The sequence below is a fragment of the uncultured Martelella sp. genome (assembly GCF_963677965.2).
In the GTDB taxonomy this organism is placed as follows: domain Bacteria; phylum Pseudomonadota; class Alphaproteobacteria; order Rhizobiales; family Rhizobiaceae; genus Martelella; species Martelella mangrovi.
The window spans coordinates 1,254,401-1,273,042 of record NZ_CAXXFM010000001.1 but is presented as its reverse complement, the minus strand read 5'-3'; the positions used below and the strand labels follow the sequence as shown (position 1 = coordinate 1,273,042).

General features: G+C 61.7%; 20 protein-coding genes and 2 tRNA genes. 12 read left to right on the top strand and 10 right to left on the bottom strand.

The window, feature by feature from the left end; translation table 11 throughout:
* Nucleotides 1-110: 110 nt before the first annotated feature.
* The 3 genes from ACHZCU_RS06120 (at nucleotide 111) to ACHZCU_RS06110 (ending at nucleotide 1,944) form a co-directional block, all read left to right on the top strand.
* Nucleotides 111-413 (top strand): SelT/SelW/SelH family protein, encoded by a 303-nt coding sequence (locus ACHZCU_RS06120; protein ID WP_319518065.1) that lies wholly within the window; start codon nucleotides 111-113, stop codon nucleotides 411-413.
* A 105-nt stretch (nucleotides 414-518) separates the two neighbouring features.
* Nucleotides 519-605, top strand: a tRNA-Leu gene (locus ACHZCU_RS06115).
* A gap of 196 nt (nucleotides 606-801) precedes the next feature.
* Nucleotides 802-1,944, top strand: a complete 1,143-nt coding sequence (locus tag ACHZCU_RS06110; protein ID WP_319518064.1) for a lytic murein transglycosylase — start codon at nucleotides 802-804, stop codon at nucleotides 1,942-1,944.
* Between the two features lie 79 nt (nucleotides 1,945-2,023).
* Here the strand turns inward: ACHZCU_RS06110 and ACHZCU_RS06105 are convergent, their stop codons facing one another.
* Genes ACHZCU_RS06105 through ACHZCU_RS06095 form a run of 3 tightly spaced genes read right to left on the bottom strand, consistent with a single transcriptional unit; the run spans nucleotide 2,024 to nucleotide 4,573 of the window.
* Nucleotides 2,024-3,199, bottom strand: coding sequence for an acetyl-CoA C-acetyltransferase (locus ACHZCU_RS06105; protein WP_319518063.1), 1,176 nt, complete (start codon nucleotides 3,197-3,199; stop codon nucleotides 2,024-2,026).
* Complete coding sequence (locus tag ACHZCU_RS06100) at nucleotides 3,196-3,858, bottom strand: 3-oxoacid CoA-transferase subunit B (RefSeq protein ID WP_319518062.1); 663 nt, start codon at nucleotides 3,856-3,858, stop codon at nucleotides 3,196-3,198. The genes ACHZCU_RS06105 and ACHZCU_RS06100 overlap by 4 nt, the downstream gene beginning before the upstream one ends.
* Nucleotide 3,859: 1 nt before the next feature.
* Complete coding sequence (locus ACHZCU_RS06095) at nucleotides 3,860-4,573, bottom strand: CoA transferase subunit A (RefSeq protein WP_319518061.1); 714 nt, start codon at nucleotides 4,571-4,573, stop codon at nucleotides 3,860-3,862.
* A gap of 81 nt (nucleotides 4,574-4,654) precedes the next feature.
* On the opposite strand from ACHZCU_RS06095, the gene ACHZCU_RS06090 reads away from it, so the two are divergent.
* A complete protein-coding gene (locus tag ACHZCU_RS06090; RefSeq protein ID WP_319518060.1) occupies nucleotides 4,655-5,251 on the top strand; it encodes a PAS and helix-turn-helix domain-containing protein in 597 nt (198 codons plus the stop codon).
* Between the two features lie 101 nt (nucleotides 5,252-5,352).
* On the top strand, nucleotides 5,353-5,508 hold the full coding sequence (locus tag ACHZCU_RS06085; protein ID WP_181190776.1) for a hypothetical protein: 156 nt from the start codon (nucleotides 5,353-5,355) through the stop codon (nucleotides 5,506-5,508).
* Nucleotides 5,509-5,553: 45 nt separating this feature from the next.
* Here the strand turns inward: ACHZCU_RS06085 and ACHZCU_RS06080 are convergent, their stop codons facing one another.
* The 4 genes from ACHZCU_RS06080 to ACHZCU_RS06065 all read right to left on the bottom strand — a co-directional run bounded on the left by ACHZCU_RS06080 (nucleotide 5,554) and on the right by ACHZCU_RS06065 (nucleotide 8,721).
* On the bottom strand, nucleotides 5,554-5,931 hold the full coding sequence (locus ACHZCU_RS06080; protein ID WP_319518059.1) for a DUF2255 family protein: 378 nt from the start codon (nucleotides 5,929-5,931) through the stop codon (nucleotides 5,554-5,556).
* A 210-nt stretch (nucleotides 5,932-6,141) separates the two neighbouring features.
* Complete coding sequence (locus ACHZCU_RS06075; protein ID WP_106307611.1) at nucleotides 6,142-6,846, bottom strand: RlmE family RNA methyltransferase; 705 nt, start codon at nucleotides 6,844-6,846, stop codon at nucleotides 6,142-6,144.
* Nucleotides 6,847-6,853: 7 nt separating this feature from the next.
* A complete protein-coding gene (locus ACHZCU_RS06070) occupies nucleotides 6,854-8,311 on the bottom strand; it encodes a Ppx/GppA phosphatase family protein (protein ID WP_394706102.1) in 1,458 nt (485 codons plus the stop codon).
* Between the two features lie 38 nt (nucleotides 8,312-8,349).
* On the bottom strand, nucleotides 8,350-8,721 hold the full coding sequence (locus ACHZCU_RS06065) for a hypothetical protein (protein ID WP_319519819.1): 372 nt from the start codon (nucleotides 8,719-8,721) through the stop codon (nucleotides 8,350-8,352).
* Between the two features lie 24 nt (nucleotides 8,722-8,745).
* Between ACHZCU_RS06065 and ACHZCU_RS06060 the strand changes: the two genes are divergently transcribed.
* Nucleotides 8,746-8,819 (top strand) — tRNA-Gln (locus ACHZCU_RS06060).
* 40 nt (nucleotides 8,820-8,859) lie between these two features.
* Here ACHZCU_RS06060 and ACHZCU_RS06055 read toward each other — a convergent pair.
* Nucleotides 8,860-9,522, bottom strand: coding sequence for a TlpA disulfide reductase family protein (locus ACHZCU_RS06055; RefSeq protein ID WP_319518058.1), 663 nt, complete (start codon nucleotides 9,520-9,522; stop codon nucleotides 8,860-8,862).
* Nucleotides 9,523-9,545: 23 nt separating this feature from the next.
* On the opposite strand from ACHZCU_RS06055, the gene argH reads away from it, so the two are divergent.
* The 5 genes from argH (at nucleotide 9,546) to ACHZCU_RS06030 (ending at nucleotide 16,139) form a co-directional block, all read left to right on the top strand.
* Nucleotides 9,546-10,943: an argininosuccinate lyase gene (argH, locus tag ACHZCU_RS06050; protein ID WP_106307602.1), complete on the top strand. Its 1,398-nt coding sequence runs from the start codon at nucleotides 9,546-9,548 to the stop codon at nucleotides 10,941-10,943.
* Nucleotides 10,944-11,033: 90 nt separating this feature from the next.
* Entirely contained in the window at nucleotides 11,034-11,327 is a 294-nt protein-coding gene (locus ACHZCU_RS06045) for a lipoprotein (RefSeq protein WP_319518057.1), read from the top strand.
* A 15-nt stretch (nucleotides 11,328-11,342) separates the two neighbouring features.
* Complete coding sequence (gene lysA, locus ACHZCU_RS06040) at nucleotides 11,343-12,605, top strand: diaminopimelate decarboxylase (RefSeq protein WP_319518056.1); 1,263 nt, start codon at nucleotides 11,343-11,345, stop codon at nucleotides 12,603-12,605.
* 133 nt (nucleotides 12,606-12,738) lie between these two features.
* Complete coding sequence (locus tag ACHZCU_RS06035) at nucleotides 12,739-15,291, top strand: TIGR02302 family protein (protein ID WP_319518055.1); 2,553 nt, start codon at nucleotides 12,739-12,741, stop codon at nucleotides 15,289-15,291.
* Between the two features lie 92 nt (nucleotides 15,292-15,383).
* Nucleotides 15,384-16,139, top strand: a complete 756-nt coding sequence (locus ACHZCU_RS06030; RefSeq protein ID WP_319518054.1) for an SDR family oxidoreductase — start codon at nucleotides 15,384-15,386, stop codon at nucleotides 16,137-16,139.
* A gap of 280 nt (nucleotides 16,140-16,419) precedes the next feature.
* Here the strand turns inward: ACHZCU_RS06030 and ACHZCU_RS06025 are convergent, their stop codons facing one another.
* Nucleotides 16,420-16,779 (bottom strand): response regulator, encoded by a 360-nt coding sequence (locus ACHZCU_RS06025; RefSeq protein WP_106307964.1) that lies wholly within the window; start codon nucleotides 16,777-16,779, stop codon nucleotides 16,420-16,422.
* Between the two features lie 163 nt (nucleotides 16,780-16,942).
* Nucleotides 16,943-17,485: a hypoxanthine phosphoribosyltransferase gene (gene hpt, locus ACHZCU_RS06020; protein ID WP_106307590.1), complete on the bottom strand. Its 543-nt coding sequence runs from the start codon at nucleotides 17,483-17,485 to the stop codon at nucleotides 16,943-16,945.
* Nucleotides 17,486-17,743: 258 nt separating this feature from the next.
* Between hpt and ftsE the strand changes: the two genes are divergently transcribed.
* Nucleotides 17,744-18,403, top strand: coding sequence for a cell division ATP-binding protein FtsE (gene ftsE / locus ACHZCU_RS06015; RefSeq protein WP_106307961.1), 660 nt, complete (start codon nucleotides 17,744-17,746; stop codon nucleotides 18,401-18,403).
* Nucleotides 18,404-18,642: the final 239 nt, after the last annotated feature.

Genomic DNA, 18,642 nt, shown 5'->3' with positions numbered 1-18,642 from the left:
CAAATCACGATGAAACAGCCGGAGCAAGCAGAATTGAGGCGCGCCGGTGTTGCCTTGCGCCGAAGCTTGCGCTTATGGATCGCAAGACCAATAGAGCTCAGGAGTGCGGGATGACCGAGAAACCGGCAGTGACCATTCACTATTGCAGCATGTGCAACTGGCTGATGCGTTCGGCCTGGATGGCGCAGGAGCTGCTTTCGACGTTTTCGCATGAACTGGGCGCGGTCACGCTCAAGCCGGGCACCGGCGGCATCTTCGAAATTCACGTCGACGACACCCTGATCTGGGAGCGCAAGCGCGATGGCGGCTTTCCCGGCCCGAAGGAGCTGAAACAGCGTGTGCGCGATGTCATCGATCCCGAACGCGATCTCGGCCATGTCGACCGGACAGAGGCGCAACAGGCCGAGGACTGACCGGGCGCGCGCACCCTGCATTTTGCAGGGCTTTGAATTTTTTGTCGCGAAAACGTCAAATACCCGTTGACGAAACCCGCCGGGTCTCTTAAACGGGCCTTCGTTGCCCAGATGGCGGAATTGGTAGACGCGCCAGCTTCAGGTGCTGGTACTCGCAAGGGTGTGGAGGTTCGAGTCCTCTTCTGGGCACCAATCATTTTTCCAAGACATTGATATCTTAAGACGGTTGACGTTAGTCCCTCATCGCAAGCCCGTTTGAGGCGACAATGCTCCGGGATGTCTTGGATGCCGCGGCAGCGTAGTTTGCGCTTTCTGCCCACTCTTTGCCGCTTTCATGTTATCCGATAGAATCGTTCTCTTCAGAAATGCTCCGAATCGGATCGACGCCATGTATTTGACACGACGCGCATTTTCTTCCGGGGCCCTTGCCGTTCTTCTGTCTGCCTGCTCCAGCAATCTGACGGGCGGCTTTACGCCAGTTGCCGATCCGGGCATGCGACAAATGCCCAATCGCGGCTGGGATGCCTGGGTGTCCGGGTTCAGGGGCCGGGCTGAAGGGCGCGGCATTTCCACGGCGACGCTGGACGCAGCCTTTGCCCGCGCAGGCTATACGCCGGGCGTGATCGAGGCCGACCGCAACCAGACGGAATTCGCCCGCACGCTGGAGGAATATCTGGCGATTGCCGCATCCGATGAGCGGGTTGCCAAGGGGCGCGCCAATTATGCGCGCTATCGCGATGTGCTGGACCGGATCGAGGCGACCTACGGCGTCGATGCCAACGTTATTGTTGCGATCTGGGGGCTTGAAACCATGTATGGCGAACGGCGCGGCAATGTGCCGGTCGTGTCGTCCCTGTCCACGCTGGCGTATGACGGCCGGCGCGGCGCGTTTTTCGAACAACAGCTGACGGCGGCTCTCAGGATCCTGCAAAACGGCGACATCAGTCCGGAGGGCATGGTGGGAAGCTGGGCCGGGGCCATGGGCCATACCCAGTTCATCCCGACGTCCTATCTGGCCTATGCGGTCGATTTCAACGGCGACGGGCGGCGTGATATCTGGGGCGACGACCCGACCGATGCACTGGCCAGCACGGCGTCTTATCTTTCGCGTTCGGGATGGCGGAAAGGCCAACCCTGGGGCGGGGAGGAGGGCTCGCCCGGGGCTGCCGCCGGCACCAGACGGATACAGCCGCAGGCTGGCGGCCCGGTCTTTGCCGTGGGGCCGAATTTCGATGTTATCAAGCGCTACAACAATTCGACAAATTATGCGCTCGGCGTCGGCTATCTTGCCGACCGGATTGCGGGCGCCGGTCCGATTCGCGGCAGTTTTCCGCCGGATCGATACGGTTTTTCCGCCGATCAGCGCAAGGCGGTGCAAATGCGGCTGAAGGCGGCGGGTTATGATCCCGGCAGTATTGACGGCGTATTCGGCGATGAAACCCGTGCTGCGATATCCGCCTATCAGAGAGGGCACGGGCTTGAGGTCACTGGCGAGCCGTCAATGGCCCTGCTGCAAAGGCTTGAGCGGTAAATGGCATGATGGTCGCACCGGGGCGCTTCTCAGTGTCTCCCGGTATCTGGAACCTGTCGGGTGTCCTCTCGGCTGCGCCTTATCCCCGCTCCACGCAGAGCGCGACGCCCATGCCGCCGCCGATACAGAGCGTGGCGAGGCCCTTGCGGGCGTCGCGGCGTTTCAGTTCGTGAAGCAGCGTCACCAGAATACGGGCGCCGGAGGCGCCGATCGGATGGCCGATGGCAATCGCGCCGCCATTGACGTTGACCTTTTCCGGATCCCAGCCGAGCCCGTCATTAACCGCGCAGGCCTGTGCCGCGAACGCCTCGTTGGCTTCGACAAGGTCGAGGTCTTCCGCCGACCAGCCGGCCTTTTCGAGCGCCTTGCGGGAGGCGGGAATCGGGCCCGTGCCCATGATGGTCGGGTCGACGCCGGCTGTCGCCCAGGAGGCGATGCGGGCAAGCGGAACAAGGCCGCGCCGGGCGGCCTCGTCGGCGTGCATCAGCACCAAAGCCGCAGCACCGTCATTCAGCCCCGAGGCATTGCCTGCCGTCACCGTGCCGTCCTTTTCAAAGGCAGGACGCAGTGCGGCAAGCGTTTCCGGGCTTGCGTCGAGGCGGATATGCTCGTCGCTGTCGACGACCGTTTCGTTTTTGCGCACACGCACCGTGACCGGCGTGATTTCCTCGGCAAACCGGCCAGCCGCCCGGGCGGCGGCCGCCTTGCGGTGACTTTCAATCGCAAAGGCATCCTGCCGCGCCCGGTCGATACCGAATTTCCGGGCGACATTTTCGGCGGTGATGCCCATATGGGTGGCATCGAATGCATCGATCAGCCCGTCGCAAAGCATGGTGTCGGCAAAGCTGACCGAACCCATCTTATGGCCGCTGCGCAGATTGGCGCAATGGGGCGCAAGCGACATCGATTCCTGCCCGCCGGCAACCACGATCCCGGCATCGCCGCAGGCAATCTGCTGCATGCCCAGTGCTATGGTACGCAGCCCGGAGCCGCAGACCTGGTTGATGCCGAAAGCGGTTGCGGTATCGGGAATTCCGGCGGCGATGGCTGCCTGCCGGGCCGGGTTCTGGCCGGCGCCTGCCGCCAGCACCTGCCCAAGGATTACCTCGTCCACCGCATCCGGCGCCACGTTGGCGCGCTTCAGCGCCTCGCCGATGACGGCCGCGCCGAGCACATGGGCGGGAACGGTGGCGAAGGATTTCATGAAGCTTCCGACAGCGGTGCGCGTGGCCGCGACAATGACGACATCACTCATTTCAAGCCCTCCGGGTGGTCCAGCCCCACCTCGAAACGGGCTTCGGTTCGGGCGGTGATTTCCTCAAGGCTGACGCCGTCGGCAAGTTCGGTGAGAACCATCTTCACCGGGCCGTGGCGCGCGATGGTGAAAACGCCGAGATCGGTAATCACCATATCGGCCACGCGGGTGCCGGTGAGCGGCAGATTGCATTCGCGCAGAAGCTTCGGGCTGCCCTTGGCCTCGTGCTCCATCACCACGACCACGCGTTTGACACCGGCAACCAGGTCCATGGCGCCGCCCATGCCCTTGACCATCTTGCCCGGGATCATCCAGTTGGCGAGGTCGCCGTTTTCGGCAACCTGCATGGCGCCGAGGATCGACAGGTCGATATGGCCGCCGCGGATCATCGCGAAACTGTCGGCGCTCGAGAAAAAGCTGGTTTCGGGCAGTGCAGTCACCGTCTGCTTGCCGGCATTGATCAGGTCGGCATCTTCCTCGCCCTCATAGGGAAACGGCCCCATGCCCATCATGCCGTTTTCGCTTTGCAGGCGGACATCCATGCTGTCGGGAATATAATTGGCAACAAGCGTGGGAATGCCGATGCCGAGGTTGACGTAGAATCCGTCCTCAAGCTCGCGGGCGGCGCGTGCCGCCATCTCGTCACGTGTCCAGGCCATATTACGCGCCCTCCGTCTTGCGTTCGCGCACGGTGCGCTTTTCGATATGCTTTACGGGGTCGGGCACATGCACGATGCGGGAGACGAAGATGCCGGGCGTATGCACATGGTCGGGATCGATCTCGCCGGGGGCGACCAGATGCTCGACCTCCGCGACCGTCAGCCGGGCCGCCGTCGCCATATCCGGATTGAAATTGCGGGCCGTCTTTCGGTAGACGAGGTTGCCTTCATGATCGCCCTTGTAGGCGTGAACCAGGGCGACATCGGCAACAAGGCCGGTTTCCATGATATAGTCGTCGCCGTCAAAGCGCCGGACTTCCTTGCCCTCGGCAATCAGCGTGCCGGCGCCGGTTTTGGTGAAGAAAGCCGGAATGCCGGCCCCGCCGGCGCGGATGCGCTCGGCAAGCGTGCCCTGCGGATTGAACTCCAGCTCGAGTTCGCCGGCCAGGTACTGTTCGGCGAAAAGCTTGTTCTCGCCGACATAAGACGAGATCATTTTCTTGATCTGCCGGGTTTCCAGAAGCCGGCCGAGGCCGATCCCGTCAACGCCGGCATTGTTTGAAATCACCGTCAGGTCGCGGGCGCCGGATTGCTCTACCGCTTCGATCAGCGCCTCGGGAATGCCGCAAAGGCCGAAGCCGCCCGACATGATCACCATGCCGTTACGCAACTGACCGGCCAGCGCTTCGGCTGCCGTCCCATAGACTTTCCGCATTGTCTCCTCCCAGAGAAATTGCCATTTGTCAGAAACAGAATAAGCTTGCGGCAGCCCCGGCCCGAGTCGTATTTATACGACATGAACACTGCTCAACCCTCGCCCGCCTTTACCCTGCTCGAACTGCCGGTGCCGCTGGTGTTTGCCACCCACCGCGTGATCCGTGACTGCAATGAAGAGTTTGCGGCCCTGTTCGGCTATGATCGCGAGGCGCTGATCAACAAGAGCTTTGCGCGACTTTATCCGGCCATTGACGACTTCGTGCGCACCGGAGAGATGTGGAGGGATAACCTGCCGGGCGGGGCGGTCTATTACGACGAGCGGATCATGGCGGCGACCGACGGCCGCCGGTTCTGGTGCCGCGTTCGGGGGCGCTCGCACAACACCGATGACCCGTTTGCTGCGGCAGTTTACTGTTTCGAACCGATCACACGGCCGGTGTCTGCCGCCAACACGGTGCTGACCGGCCGCCAGCGTCAGATCCTCACACTGGTTGCCCAGGGCAAGACCAATGCCGCAATCGCCGGAGAACTGGGACTTTCGCGCAGAACCATCGAAACCCACCGGTTGCGCATGACCCGGGCGCTTGGGCTGCGCAACAGTGCGGAGTTGCTCGCCTGGTTTCTCAACAGTGCCGACAACCCGTCCAAACCCGATTTCGGGGAGGGCGGCCCTTGAGGCAAGACTTCAGTGCATGGCTGCGATGACAGCTTGTCCATGTTCGTGCGGCCGCGACGGTATTATATATTGGTCACACGCGAAAATAAGGAGTTCAAGACATGTCTTTCGGACATCGCAACCGTGACGGCCAGACCTCAAACACCCGCTCGCACAATCCCTTTGTTCGCCTTGCCCACGGCTTCAACGACTTCATCGAAAACTATCAGGAAGTCCGCCGCGAAGCCTATCGCCGGTACCCCAACAGTTTCCGGTAATCGTTTCTCCGGGACAGACCGCATCAGCGGTCCATCCCGTGGCCTTCAGGCCTTGCGCGGGGTAACCCGCATCGTTGCAGCGCGCGTCCGCGGCGCGATCATCGGGGACAGGTAGCTGCTGCTGGCATATTTTGCACGGTATGCATCATCAATGCGGTCATTCACGGCATCGTCGGTCACCGGCTCGAAGCTGACCTCATGGGTTTTTCCGGCAACACTGATGCGCCCTGCCTTTTGTTCAAGTGCTGACCGATACCAGCGCGAACGCGTGCCGTTATAGGCGCGCACATAGAGTTCGCCATCCGCCACAACCGACCAGATGAAGGTTGGCGTACCGTAGGTTTTCCCGTCCTCGCGAAACGGGGCGATGCGGAAATCGTCGGCAATCGCGATATCCTCGAGTTGTTCCGGTGTCCAGTTCATGGCGCTGTCCTTTCACTTCGATCACGTCCGTCATGGCCGGGAAGGCACAGCGTGCCGCCTGACCACATCGACCCTCAATGTGGCCATGCGCCGCTGGCTCAAAAAGATGCCCGCATTGCTGACAAAGATGAACGCAGCTCATCAATAGGCATCACTGTTGCCTGACTGGACCGGGCAGTCGGTTTCAGCCGCGATCGCGTGACGGCGCTCTCAATCGTCCGTCTGGCGGCCCTTGAAGGATTTGGCGAGCACGAACATCTCCACCGATTCGGAACGCGATGCCGCCGGCTTGACGTGGACCACCTGTTTGAAATTCTGCTTGAGCATGGTCAGCAGATCGTTTTCGGCCCCGCCCTGAAAGGTCTTGGCCAGAAAATGTCCGCCTTCGGCCAGGGTCTCGATTGCAAAATAGGCGGCCACCTCGCACAGATACATGGTGCGCAGATGGTCGGTGCGCTTGTGGCCCGTGGTCGGCGCGGCCATGTCCGAGATGACCAGATCGGGCGGACCGTCGAGCGCGTCGCGCAGAAGTTCCGGCGCGTCATCGTCCAGAAAATCCATCTGGAAGAATTTGACACCGGGAACAGGCGCCATTTCGAGAAAATCGATCGCGGCCACCCGCACATCCGTATCCGTGGACCCGGTTACCTTGGCGGCGATCTGCGACCAGCTGCCGGGGGCCGCGCCCAGATCGATGATCCGCCGTGCGCCCTTGAGGATCTCGTGTTTTTCATCGATTTCCAGCAGCTTGTAGGCGGCGCGTGCGCGAAAACCCTCGGTCCTTGCGCGCTGAACGTAAGGGTCGTTGATATGCCGCTCGATCCAGCGCCGTGACGAGGCCTTGAGTTTGCTTTTCTTGACCTTCTGGCCGATCTTGCGGCCGGTGCGGGCCGGTTTTGAGGGTGGCTTGGCCATTTTTTTGTCAGTCCCTGGTGTCGTGGCGTGGCTGGTGGGCGCGGTTGAAACCGCCCCGGCGGCGCTTGGAGCGCCACACGCCGTCGCGCATCATCATGTCCGTCAGAATGCCCTCGCGCAGGCCCCGGTCGGCAACCCGCATGCGCGGCGCCGGCCAGCGGCGGCGGATCGCCTCCAGAATGGCGCAACCCGCCAGCACAAGATCGGCCCTGTCGGGGCCGATGCAGGGATTGGCCGCCCGCCCCGCGAAATCCCAGGACAAGAGCTTGTCCTGCATGGCGGAGACCTCGTCATTGGAAAGCCATATGCCATCGACTTTGCGCCGGTCATAGCGCGGCAGATCGAGATGGACGCCGGCCAGCGTCGTCACTGTCCCCGACGTGCCGATCAGGTGAAAGCCGTTGTCATGGGCGTTGCCCTCGATTTCCGGGCAGTGGAAATCGCCAAGCAGAGCGGTCACTTCGGCAACCATGTCTTCGAAGATCGCCGGCGTGACGTGATGGCCGCCATACCGCTCCGAAAGCGTGACGACCCCGACAGGCAGCGATGTCCAGTGCGAGATATGATTGGCGATGCGCAGCGACCGGTTCTCGCCGAACCGGATCACGGCGATTTCCGAGGAGCCGCCGCCGATATCGAAGAGCACGGCGGAACGGGTCTCCCGCCCGATCAGCGATGCGCAGCTTGAAACGGCAAGCCGTGCTTCGGTTTCGCGGTTGATGATTTCAAGTTCAAGCCCGGTTTCGTTACGCACCCGTTCGAGAAAGGCATCGCCATTATCGGCGGCGCGACAGGCTTCCGTCGCAATCAGCCGCATGCGCCGGACCGAGCGACCCTTAAGCTTGGCCGCGCACAGTGAAAGCGCCTCGACGGCCCGGTCCATCGCCTCGGGTGACAGGCTGCCTGTTGCGGCAAGGCCTTCACCGAGCCTGACGATGCGCGAAAAACCATCGACCACGCGAAACTGATTATGGCGCGTCGGCTGGGCAATCAGAAGCCGGCAATTATTGGTACCGAGATCGAGCGCCGCGTAGAGGGTATTGCCCGCATGTCGCGGACCGCCGTTTCCGGGACCGGTTGTATGCGGCGCCGGGTCGCGTTGTGGTTTCTGTGGTGCGTTTTGTGCCGTCCCGCCCGTGTGCGGACCCCGTTTTTGCGGGGGCGGCGGGGCATCTGCTGCGGCCGGCTTACCCGCGGCATCCGCCCGGTCTGGTTTTGCACCGGAAGCGCGCACATGTTTGCAGCCATCGGCGCCAAGCGGCCCCTTGGTATGGGCCTTGCGTCGTCGTCTGCGTTTCTTTTGTCGGGGTGCGGCGGTGTCGCCGTCCGGCTTTTCACGGGCGATATCGCCAACGCTCGCAAGCGGCTGGCCGCTGCCTGCATCGTGCACGAGGCCGCCACCGCCCTTGCGGCGTTTGCCGCGACGGCGCTTGCGTTTACCGGGAACGGCTGCGGCCTGCGGCATAGCCGGGTCGCTACCGGACGACGCACTGGCGCCGTCATTCAATGCGGGCACTCCGGGGGCAGCATTTCTGTTGCCTTTCCGGGATCGGCGACGACGGGTCCGCTTGCCCTCGCTGCCTTTTTCCAAGCGCGCCCCGCCATCCGACAGCCTGTCGCTGTTTTGGGGGTCTTCCACTTTTCCAGTTCCATCGCGCCGCGCAAGCCGCTGTCCCAAAGGGTCGCTCGCAACATGGCGCTCAATCGATTTTCAGTTGACGTCATCATAGCAGCCGCGGAAGGCAAGGCCAATGCCTTTTCTTTTGTCGATTTTTGCGTCTCGCCGCCTGTCCGGGCATGATCGTCAACGAACAGGAAAATTTTGAATTTTCCCCTTGGCAAGCCGGGGTAATTCTGTTTATAAGCGCCCCACATTGAAGGCGCATCCGCGCCGGACGGTGGGGAATAGGTTAACGGTAGACCCACGGACTCTGACTCCGTTAGTCCTGGTTCGAATCCAGGTTCCCCAGCCATTCCTTTCAAGAAAATCCCGAAAATGACCAATGTCGCGGTTTAAGGCTGGTATGCCGCGCCCACGAGCGCTTTCGCGTCGTCGCTTGCCCATTCGGCGGGGCCGTTCATGGAGCCGAGCAGGCAGCCGTTTTCGTCGATCAGGACGGTGGAGGGCAGGCCGAAGGCGAGGCCGTCCTTTTTCAGCGTGTTGAACACGCCCATGGTTTCGTCACGGTAATAGGCCAGCGACGAAATGCCGATTTCGTCGAGGAATCTCTTCGGCTTTTCATCGGAGCCGGTGTCGATATTGACGGCGACGACCTCGAAATTCTCGTTCCCCATTGTCGCCTCGAGTTCATCGAGCGCCGGCATTTCCTCGCGGCAGGGCACGCACCATGTCGCCCACAGGTTCATCAGCACGGTTCTGCCCTTGAAGGCGGCGAGTGATGTTTCACCGTCATCGCTGCGAAAGGCAAGGTTTGGCATTGGGCGTGGTTTGTCGGCGGGAATGAAGGCGGCGACCTCGCCTATTGCCAGCGGTTTCAGCGCGGCCGCGGTCTCGACCGCCATTTCGCATTCGCCGGCTGTGGCCAGTTCACCCGCGCCATTGCCAGAAAAGGTATTTTTCACGTATACCGCCACAGCGCCGGCGATAAGCCCGGCAACAAGCGCGATAAGAACAAGTCTGGCGGAGATGGGGCTCTTGCGGCTCTTCTTCGTCATGTCACTCTCCAGATAGGCACGTCATGGCTTCCGACAACAGCACCTCGAACACAATGTGGGGCGGGCGTTTCGCCTCCGGTCCCGATGCGATCATGGAGGAGATAAATGCCTCCATCGATTTCGACAAGGCTCTCTATAACGAGGATATCGACGGTTCGATCGCACATGCGACCATGCTTGCCGAAAAAGGCATCATTTCGGAAGAGGACAAGGCCTCAATTCTGGAAGGGCTGACAACAATTCGTCGTGAGATCGAAGAGGGCGGCTTCACCTTCTCGCGCCAGCTTGAAGATATTCACATGAATATTGAATCGCGCCTGCGCGAGCTGATCGGCGCTGCGGCCGGCCGCCTGCACACGGCGCGCTCGCGCAACGACCAGGTGGCGCTTGATTTCCGCCTGTGGGTGAAGAAGGAACTGACCAAGACGGAAGCGGCTCTGACGCGCCTGATCGGCGTGTTTCTGGAGCGCGCCGAAGAACATGCCGAAACGGTGATGCCGGGCTTTACCCATCTGCAGACCGCCCAGCCGGTCACCTTCGGCCATCATTGCCTCGCCTATGTCGAAATGTTCGGCCGCGACCGCAAGCGCGTGCGCCACGCCATCGAGCATCTGGACGAAAGCCCGCTGGGGGCTGCAGCACTGGCAGGCACTGGCTTTGCCATCGACCGCCACATGACGGCCGCCGCGCTCGGCTTTGCCGGCGGGCCGACGCGCAATTCCATCGATACGGTTTCCGACCGCGATTTTGCGCTGGAGTTTTTGTCGACAGCCTCGATCTGCGCCACGCATCTTTCGCGTCTGGCTGAGGAAATCGTCATATGGTCGACGCCGCAGTTCAATTTCGTCCGGCTTTCCGACAGCTTTTCGACCGGCTCCTCGATCATGCCGCAGAAGAAGAACCCGGATGCCGCCGAACTGGTGCGCGCCAAGACCGGCCGCGTCAATGGCGCGCTGATCGCGCTTCTGACGGTGATGAAGGGCCTGCCGCTTGCCTATTCCAAGGATATGCAGGAAGACAAGGAACAGGTTTTCGACGCGGCAAAGAGCCTCGAACTTGCAATCGCCGCCATGACCGGCATGGTCGGTGACCTGACCGTGAATGCCGCCTCCATGAAGGCGGCCGCCGGTTCCGGTTTTTCCACCGCAACGGATCTTGCCGACTGGCTGGTGCGCGAGGCGGGGCTTCCCTTCCGCGATGCCCATCACGCCACCGGCCATGCAGTTGCCCTTGCCGAGAAGAAGGGATGCGACCTTGCAGGCCTGACGCTTGAAGAGCTTCAGGCGATCAATCCGGCGATCACCGAGGGGATTTTCGACGTGCTGACGGTCGAGGCCTCAGTCGCCAGCCGCAAGAGCTTTGGCGGCACGGCGCCGGACGAAGTGCGCAGGCAAATTGCCTGGTGGCGCGATCACGTTTGATTTCCTGCGCGTTTGAGGGTGCACAAGTTCTCCCTGATCGGCTATCAGGGAGAAGATCGGGTTTTGAAAAGGCTTGCGGTGGAACACGCCATGAGAAAAGACAGGGTTGCCGTTGCGGCATTATTGGCAAGCGCGCTGGCGCTGACGGCCTGCGGCCGGCGTGGTCCGCTGGAAGTGCCCCCGGCAACGCCCCAGCAGGCCGAACGCGAGGCGCGTGATGCAAACACGCCGGCCATCCAGATCGCGCCGAACGACAAACCGGTTGTCTTCGACGGCTCCGGCAACAATGTCATCAATAACGGGCCGGACGCCGCCATCAGCGAACCGGCTTCCACTGCCACTGGCGAGCCCGATACCTTCTTTCTCGATTCCCTCATCAACTAGGCCAGGTCTTTTTTCGTGAACCATTTCGAGTATCGCGACGGCGTGCTTTATGCCGAGGGTGTTTCCATTCCGGCGATTGCCGAAGCCGTGGGGACGCCGTTCTATTGCTATTCCACGGCGACCTTTTCGCGCCACTACAAGGTCTTTGCAGAAGCCTTTGCCGGTTCGGATGCGCTGGTCTGCTATGCGGTCAAGGCCAATTCCAACCAGGCGATCCTGAAAATGCTGGCCGGTCTCGGCGCCGGCATGGATGTCGTTTCGGAAGGCGAACTGCGCCGCGCGCTGGCCGCCGGCGTGAACCCGAAAAAAATCGTGTTTTCCGGTGTCGGCAAGACCGTGCGCGAGATCGATTTTGCGCTGGAAACGGGCATCTACTGCTTCAATGTCGAATCCGAACCGGAGCTTGAGGTTCTCAATGCCCGCGCCGTGGCGAAGGGCATGATCGCGCCGGTGTCCTTCCGCATCAATCCGGATGTGGATGCCAAGACCCATGCGAAGATTTCGACCGGCAAGAAGGAAAACAAGTTCGGCATCGCCTTTACCCGTGCCGAGGCCGTTTATGCCCGCGCGGCAGAGCTGCCCGGCATCCGCGTGACCGGGATCGACATGCATATCGGCAGCCAGATCACCGAGCTTGTGCCCTTCCGCGATGCCTTTCGGCTGATGAAGGCGCTGGTCCTGAAACTCAGGGAACAGGGGCACGCGATCGATCATGTCGATGTCGGCGGCGGCCTCGGCATTCCCTATCATTTCGACAATGATCCGCCACCGGAACCGACGGCCTATGCCGCGATCATCCGCGAAGAACTGGCCGGTCTCGACTGCCGGATTGTCGCCGAGCCGGGCCGGATGATTGCCGGCAATGCCGGTATTTTCGTCACCGAAGTGCTTTACGTGAAGGATGCGGAAGCCAAAAGCTTCGTGATTGTCGACGGTGCGATGAACGACCTCATTCGCCCGACACTTTATGAAGCCCATCACGAAATCCGTCCTGTGGTGCCAAACCCGAAGGCTGAGCGGATGACGGCCGATGTCGTTGGCCCGGTCTGCGAGACCGGCGATTATCTGGCGCTCTCGCGTGAAATGGGCCGGCCGGAACCGGGCGATCTTCTGGCGGTTTCGACAGCCGGCGCCTATGGCGCGGTGCAGGCGGGCACATACAATACCCGCCTTCTGGTGCCGGAAGTGCTGGTCGATGGCGACCGCTATCACGTCATCCGTCCGCGCGGCAGTTATGAAGACCTGATCGGCCTGGATTCGCTGCCGGACTGGATGTGATCCCGCTCGCTAAGTTTTGAAGGCGGATTTTTACGAATTTGGCGCGGCCTCCTCGCTATCGTCATAAAGCGTGCTATGTTTTTTGAAACGTTCACGCTCACGCCGCCGCCTTCGGGCGCGACAGACAGGGCCTATGACCGCTGGTATGCACGACACCGGAACACAAGCGCCTGACCGGGGCCGGGAAGGCGAAGCACTGATGCGGCGTATCGCCCGCAAACGTGCTGTTGCCCGCTTCAATCTTGCTGTCGAACGGCTGTTGCCGGGCTTGCTCTGGCCCGCCTGCTTTGTGGCGCTTTATCTCGCGCTGTCATGGCTCGGCCTGTTTCATGCCGTGCCGTTTGCGCTCAGGATCGTTCTTCTTCTGCTGCTGGCCGGCGGTTTCGTTGCCGGTTTCTGGCCGTTGCGCCGTTTCAGAAACCCCACGCGCGCCGAGGCCGAACGGCGGCTTGAGGGCGAGAATGGGCTCGCGCATCAGGTGATTTCGGTTGCCGGCGACAGGCCCGCGCGTGAAACGCCCGAGGCGATGGCGCTCTGGCAGGCGCATCAGCGGCGCATGGCCGAAAAACTCGGCGCGATCGACAGCGGGCTTGCCCGTCCCGACCTTTCCGCCGTTGATCCGTATGGCTTGCGCGCCGTTCCCGTGCTTCTTCTGTTCGTGGCGTTCTTCTATGCAGGCGCGACGGGGTCCGGCAGGCTTGCCGATGCCTTCCTGCCGCCGGCCGAGGAGGGCGCGGCCGTGCTGGCATTGCGGTTCGATGCCTGGATTTCGCCGCCGCCCTATACCCGCAAGGCCCCGGTCTATCTTCAGTCCGAAGGGGCCGATCAGATCGACGCAATCCCCGAAGGCTCCATGCTGACGGTCCGTCTTTCGGGCGAGGGAGCCGATGCGCCGATATCCTTCACGCCGGATGAGGCGGATCAGGCGCAGGCGCCGGACGAGGCGGAAGACGGCGAACTGATGCGCAGCGCGAGTTTCACGCTTTCTGCAAGCGGCGTTCTGGACGCAGCCGGCCGGCAATGGACGATCGGCGTCGTGCCGGATGCAATGCCGGTGATCGCCTTCAAGGGAGAGCCGAAAGCAGCGGCAAACGGCGCGCTGGAGCTCGAATACACCGTTTCCGACGATTACGGGGTAACGGCCGCCCGTGCCGAAATCGCTCCGGCGGGCGATGTCGATGAGGACGCGAAACCGCTTTATCCGCAGCCGGAATTTCCGCTGAACATGCCGTCGCGTTCCAGCGAGGATCATTCCGCCTTTACCAGTCGCAACCTGACCGAACACCCGCTTTCCGGCAAGCCGGTCACGATCACGCTGATTGCGGAAGATGCGGCCGGCCATGTTGCCCGCAGCGCGCCGTTCGAAACGGTGCTGCCCGCGCGCCCGTTCTACAATCTTCTGGCCGGTTCGGTTGCCGAACAGCGGCAGATTTTCGCGCTCGACACCCGCGCCATGCCCGAGGCGCTGCAATACAGCGCGGCAATCACGCTGCGTCCGGAAGAAACCATCCCCGATCTCACGCAATATCTGCTGATCAAATCGGCGCAGACGCGCATGCTTCTGGCCCGTGATGAGGAAAGTTACCGCGATACCGCGGATTACCTCTGGGAGATTGCGACCGGCATCGAGGACGGCGAATTGTCGGAGGCCGAGCGGCGGCTGCGCGAGGCACAGGATGCGCTGAGCGAAGCCCTGCGCGACGGTGCTTCGGATGCGGAAATTGCTCAGCTGATGGAAGAACTGCGCCAGGCGATGCAGGAATACCTCTCGGAAATGGCCGAGCGGATGCAGCCGTCCGACATGCAGCAGGGCCAGCAGCAGGCATTGCGCCAGCGCGATCTCGATAACCTGCTCAACCAGCTGGAAAACCTTGCCCGGTCCGGTGACCGGGCTGCCGCCCAGCAGCTTTTGTCGGAACTGCAGCGGATGATGAACAACATCCAGCCGCCGTCTTCCATGGCACAGCAGGGCGGGCAGCAGAATTCCGAAATGCGCGAACAGGTGGACAGGCTCGGCGAGTTGATCCAGGAACAGCAGCGGCTGATGAACGAGACCTTCGAACTCGACCAGCAACTGCGCGACCGGGAGCAGTGGGGCGATCCGCCGCCTGACCAGAACGGCGAACAGCAGGGTGAGGCCGGCGGAGAGCGTTCGCCGCAGGAAATGACGGCGGAGGAACTGCGCGAGGCGCTGCGTCAGCTTCAGGAACAGCAACAGGCGCTTTCGGAACAGCTGGGCGAAATGCAGCAGAAGCTGTCCGAACTCGGCATGCCGCCGGCCGAAGGCTTCGACCGCGCCGGCGAGGCGATGGATGGTGCCGCCGAATCGCTTGGCGAGGGCGAGGGCTCGGGCGCGCTCGAGGGCCAGGGCAATGCGCTGGAAGCGCTGCGCCAGGGCGCCCAGCAGATGATGAATGCGATGATGGCGCAAGGCCAGGGGCAGGGCCAGCAGGGACCTAACGGCCAGACCGGCTGGGGCAATCAGACCGGCCGCGACCCGCTCGGCCGCAATCCCGGTGCCGACGGGTTTGATTTCGGCAATGATGTTCAGGTGCCGGATGAGTTTACCGTCGAACGCGCCCGTGAAATCCTCGATGCCATCCGCGAACGCCTCAATGAACAGGCCCCGCTGCCCTCCGAACCGCCCTATCTGGAGCGGTTGCTGGAACCTCGGTCGCAGAACTGATTTTCTGTCGATATGCCTTTAAAAAGCGGGCTTTCGTGCCCACCTCATTTGTAGGCGCCCATATGGGCGCTTCGGTATTGAGGAGTATCGTTATGTCCAGGAGATTTGAAAACAAGACCATCATCGTAACCGGGGGCGCATCCGGCATTGGCGAGGCCTGCGTACACCTTCTGGCGGGCGAGGGCGCCAATGTGGTTGTCGCGGACCTTAACGAGGACCATGCCAAGAAAACCGTCGTCGACGTCGAGAAATCCGGCGGCAAGGCCGCGGTCTTCGCCGTTGACGTGGGTGATGCCGGGGCCGTGGAAGCGATGGTGCGTTTCGCGGTGGATAGCTATGGCGGCCTTTACGGCGCGGTCAACAATGCCGGCATCGGCGGCCCTTCCGAGCCGATCGGCGATTACGATATCGAGGCATGGCACAAGGTGCTCGATGTTGACCTGCATGCGGTGTTCTACTGCATGAAGTATGAGCTTGCAGCCATCGAGGCATCCGGCGGCGGCTCGATCGTCAACATGTCATCGATTCTCGGAACCAACGGTTTTTCGACGGCCCCCGCCTATGTCGCGTCGAAACATGCGGTGATCGGGATGACGAAGTCCGCGGCGCTTGAATATTCCAAACGCGGCATCCGCATCAATGCGGTCGGCCCCGGCTTTATCCGCACCCCGCTGCTTGACGACAATCTGGAGCCTGACGAGATCGAAGGTCTGGTTGCGCTGCACCCGATCGGGAGACTTGGCACGGCGGATGAAGTCGCCAGCCTCACGGCCTTCCTGCTGTCGGAAGACGCCTCCTTCGTCACCGGCAGCTACCATCTGGTGGATGGCGGTTACGCCGCGCAGTGAAACGAGCGGATGAAACGAGAAGGTCGCAGTTCGTTTTTTTGGGGCTGCGGCTCGGATTGGCATCAAAGCCGGAGGCGGGCAGATTGAAACCCGCCACGGATCCTCCCCGACAGGTGTCATGCTCGGGCTTGACCCGAGCATCCATTTTGCTCAAGTCCTTGAGTATGAAGAGTTTTCGTGAACTCGGGTCGTGTGGCCCTGGATCCTCGGGTCAAGCCCGAGGATGACCCGGAGGCAGAAGACAGGTTCGTCGACAAACAGGCTGCGGCTCTGATGATGCTCAGGCCGCCAGCGCCCGGGCCACGGCCTTGCGGATATCCGGCAGGGCGAAAGGCTTGGGCACGACATCGACGATCTTTTCCATCAGGTCGTCGGCGCGTTCGCGCTGTTCGGCAAAACCGGTCATCAGCAGGATCTTCATCCCCGGATGGGTGCTGGCTGCCTGATGGGCCAGCGCAATGCCGTCCATGATCGGCATGCGTACATCCGAGAGCAGCAGGTCGTAGTCACTTGCAGACAGCAACTCCAGCCCTTCCGCGCCATCGCCGGCCTCGACCGTTTCATGGCCGTCGAGCCTGAGCGCACGGGCGACAAATGCCCTCAGAGATTCTTCGTCTTCCGTGATCAAAATCCTCGCCATGGCGCTGTCCAGTTCTTTCTGTCTTGTCATAACCCTGTTGGCATGCCCATTGTTCCGGGCTTTGTTGCCATAGAGATCACCAGAACTTTCCTAGCGAGAAGTAAACATCGAAAAATGGCGATTTATGTAGTTAACAAGGTATGTTACCGCGATTTAATCTTGGTTAAGCATCACCGGTAATAACGCCGACAAAGGGAAGCTCGCGGAAGGCATAGGCGACATCCATGCCATAGCCGACGACAAAGCGGTCCGGGCAGTGGAAACCGGCGTAATCGGCTTCCAGAACCTCTTCGCGTTTGTTCTGCTTGTCGAGCAGGACGGCGATCGAGACATTGGCCGCACCGCGTTCCAGCATCAGGTTGCGGGCAAATCTGAGGGTCCGGCCGGATTCGAGGATATCGTCGATCAGCAGAACGTCGCGGCCCTCCACCACGCTGTCGATATCCTTGACGAGGCGCACACCGCGGCTGACCGTGCCGGTACCGTAGCTTGAAAGCGTCATGAACTCGACTTCGGGCGCAAGGCCGATCTTGTGCAGCGCGCGGATCAGATCCGCGGCAAAGACGAAGGAGCCCTTGAGAATGGCGATGACGAGCAGGTCCTCTGCCGGTCCCTTGGCAATTTCAAGCGCCAGCTCTTCATTGCGCCTGGCGATTTCCTCGGTGGAAAACAGGACCTCGATATTCTTTCCGCGAACGACGTGCATGGGTGCTCCTCTTGTCTGCACGCCGCCGGTTCGGTCTGCCGGGGCGCCGCTGTCATTGCCTGTCGGGAGTATCCGGTTTTAGTGGGTTTGCACGCGGGCGGCAATCGCAACACCGGAAAGCGCCTGCCACAGCCTGCATTTCTCCGTGGATAATCCCCGAACCATATGCACCTTTGCGGGTCTGTTCACCTCCTGTTATTCATAATCACGTAAAAATGGCGCTGATCGAGAAGACGAGGCTGCCTGCTCACCATGGCATTGATCCAGTTTGAAAATGTTGGTCTCCGGTACGGAATGGGGCCGGAAGTCCTCAGGGACCTGACATTCGATGTCCCGAAACATTCCTTCCAGTTCCTCACCGGTCCGTCGGGCGCCGGCAAGACGACGCTGCTTAGGCTGATGCTGATGGCATTGCAGCCGACGCGCGGTCTTATCCGCCTGTTCGGCCGCGATGTCGCCGTCATTCCCCACAAGGAACTGCCGATGCTGCGTCGCCGCGTCGGCATCGTGTTTCAGGATTTTCGCCTGCTCGACCACATGACGACCTATGAAAATGTGGCCCTGCCGCTGCGGGTGCGCGGCAAGGAGGAAGTGACCTATCGCAATGACGTGATCGAGCTGTTGAAATGGGTCGGGCTCGGCGAGCGGCTGCATGTGCGCCCGCCGGTGCTGTCCGGCGGGGAAAAGCAGCGCGCGGCAATCGCGCGCGCCCTGATCGACCAGCCGGAAGTGCTTTTGGCCGACGAGCCGACCGGCAATGTCGATCCGCCGATGGCGCGGCGGATTCTCAGCCTGCTTGTCGAACTCAACCGGCTGGGCACGGCGGTGGTGATCGCGACCCACGATATCGCACTGATGGATCGTTACGCTGCACGGCGGATGATCCTGTCGGAGGGAAGGCTCGATATCTATGACTAGGCCGCCCCGCTCGATCCGCGATCCCCGTCTGGAGGAAGAGCGTCTTCAGCGCCAGCGCGAGGAAGAACGCCGCCGTGCCGAAGCACGTGCGCGCGAGGAACGCCTGCTTGAGGCGCGGATCCTCGAGGAGCGCCGCCGCGAGGAAATCCGCGTGCACGAGGCCGAAGCTGCGCGAAAACGTCAGATGCAGCAGGAAGCCGCCTCCCGCCAGAAAGAGCAGGAACAGCAAAGGGCCACAG

Coding starts and splice junctions, on each gene's coding strand:
- ACHZCU_RS06110 (WP_319518064.1), top strand. CDS start 802: ATGTATTTGACACGACGCGCATTTTCTTCCGGGGCCCTTGCCGTTCTT.
- ACHZCU_RS06025 (WP_106307964.1), bottom strand. CDS start 16,779: ATGGCGAGGATTTTGATCACGGAAGACGAAGAATCTCTGAGGGCATTT.
- ACHZCU_RS06105 (WP_319518063.1), bottom strand. CDS start 3,199: ATGAGTGATGTCGTCATTGTCGCGGCCACGCGCACCGCTGTCGGAAGC.
- ACHZCU_RS06045 (WP_319518057.1), top strand. CDS start 11,034: ATGAGAAAAGACAGGGTTGCCGTTGCGGCATTATTGGCAAGCGCGCTG.
- ACHZCU_RS06120 (WP_319518065.1), top strand. CDS start 111: ATGACCGAGAAACCGGCAGTGACCATTCACTATTGCAGCATGTGCAAC.
- ACHZCU_RS06095 (WP_319518061.1), bottom strand. CDS start 4,573: ATGCGGAAAGTCTATGGGACGGCAGCCGAAGCGCTGGCCGGTCAGTTG.
- argH (WP_106307602.1), top strand. CDS start 9,546: ATGGCTTCCGACAACAGCACCTCGAACACAATGTGGGGCGGGCGTTTC.
- ACHZCU_RS06035 (WP_319518055.1), top strand. CDS start 12,739: ATGACCGCTGGTATGCACGACACCGGAACACAAGCGCCTGACCGGGGC.
- ACHZCU_RS06100 (WP_319518062.1), bottom strand. CDS start 3,858: ATGGCCTGGACACGTGACGAGATGGCGGCACGCGCCGCCCGCGAGCTT.
- ACHZCU_RS06070 (WP_394706102.1), bottom strand. CDS start 8,311: ATGCCGCAGGCCGCAGCCGTTCCCGGTAAACGCAAGCGCCGTCGCGGC.
- ACHZCU_RS06065 (WP_319519819.1), bottom strand. CDS start 8,721: ATGTGGGGCGCTTATAAACAGAATTACCCCGGCTTGCCAAGGGGAAAA.
- ACHZCU_RS06075 (WP_106307611.1), bottom strand. CDS start 6,846: ATGGCCAAGCCACCCTCAAAACCGGCCCGCACCGGCCGCAAGATCGGC.
- ACHZCU_RS06080 (WP_319518059.1), bottom strand. CDS start 5,931: ATGAACTGGACACCGGAACAACTCGAGGATATCGCGATTGCCGACGAT.
- ACHZCU_RS06030 (WP_319518054.1), top strand. CDS start 15,384: ATGTCCAGGAGATTTGAAAACAAGACCATCATCGTAACCGGGGGCGCA.
- ACHZCU_RS06085 (WP_181190776.1), top strand. CDS start 5,353: ATGTCTTTCGGACATCGCAACCGTGACGGCCAGACCTCAAACACCCGC.
- hpt (WP_106307590.1), bottom strand. CDS start 17,485: ATGCACGTCGTTCGCGGAAAGAATATCGAGGTCCTGTTTTCCACCGAG.
- ACHZCU_RS06055 (WP_319518058.1), bottom strand. CDS start 9,522: ATGACGAAGAAGAGCCGCAAGAGCCCCATCTCCGCCAGACTTGTTCTT.
- ACHZCU_RS06090 (WP_319518060.1), top strand. CDS start 4,655: ATGAACACTGCTCAACCCTCGCCCGCCTTTACCCTGCTCGAACTGCCG.